This is a genomic window from Verminephrobacter aporrectodeae subsp. tuberculatae At4 (assembly GCF_000193225.1).
GTDB classification, from domain to species: domain Bacteria; phylum Pseudomonadota; class Gammaproteobacteria; order Burkholderiales; family Burkholderiaceae_C; genus Acidovorax; species Acidovorax aporrectodeae.
This window is the reverse complement of the sequence record NZ_AFAL01001045.1, coordinates 1-451: the sequence shown is the minus strand read 5'-3', so window position 1 is coordinate 451 and position 451 is coordinate 1. Positions and strand designations below refer to the sequence as shown.

General features: G+C 61.2%; 1 protein-coding gene. It reads right to left on the bottom strand.

Features of this window, described 5'->3' with window-relative positions; genetic code table 11:
* A partial coding sequence (locus VTU_RS34310) for a hypothetical protein (protein WP_169315445.1) occupies window positions 1-451 on the bottom strand: 451 nt, incomplete at both ends.

Here is a 451-nt window from a genome sequence, read left to right as displayed (position 1 = left end):
CATCTGGCTGGGAATGCAGCGCATTCTTGACTTTGCCGCTGGCATCAGGTTCTGTCGCGAGCTTCAGGTTCAGGGGGCTTGTGTATAACGAAATGACCTTGCCCCCACCTTTGAGCGTATCGCGCGTGGCCGGGCTCAGGCTGTTCCATTGGGTACTGACCACCCGACCGGTCTTGTCGTCGGCGTAGGTGACCGTGGCATCGATGGTCTCCCCCACCCCGCTCAGGAAGTTGAGCACGGCCGTTGTTTCCTTGGGGTAGGCGTCCATGGACAGCGTCACTGTCTTCTCCGTGCCCCAGGCGATGGCCTGGCTCAAGGGATCCTTGCCCTGGCCAATGCTTTGCAGGCCCGCCACAGGATCCCCGCCACCGACCCCGATGGTGTAGCCCGCAGCGACGGCCAACATATAGACCAGCGGCACCACGAAGAGAATATTGTTCTCAACCGCCAC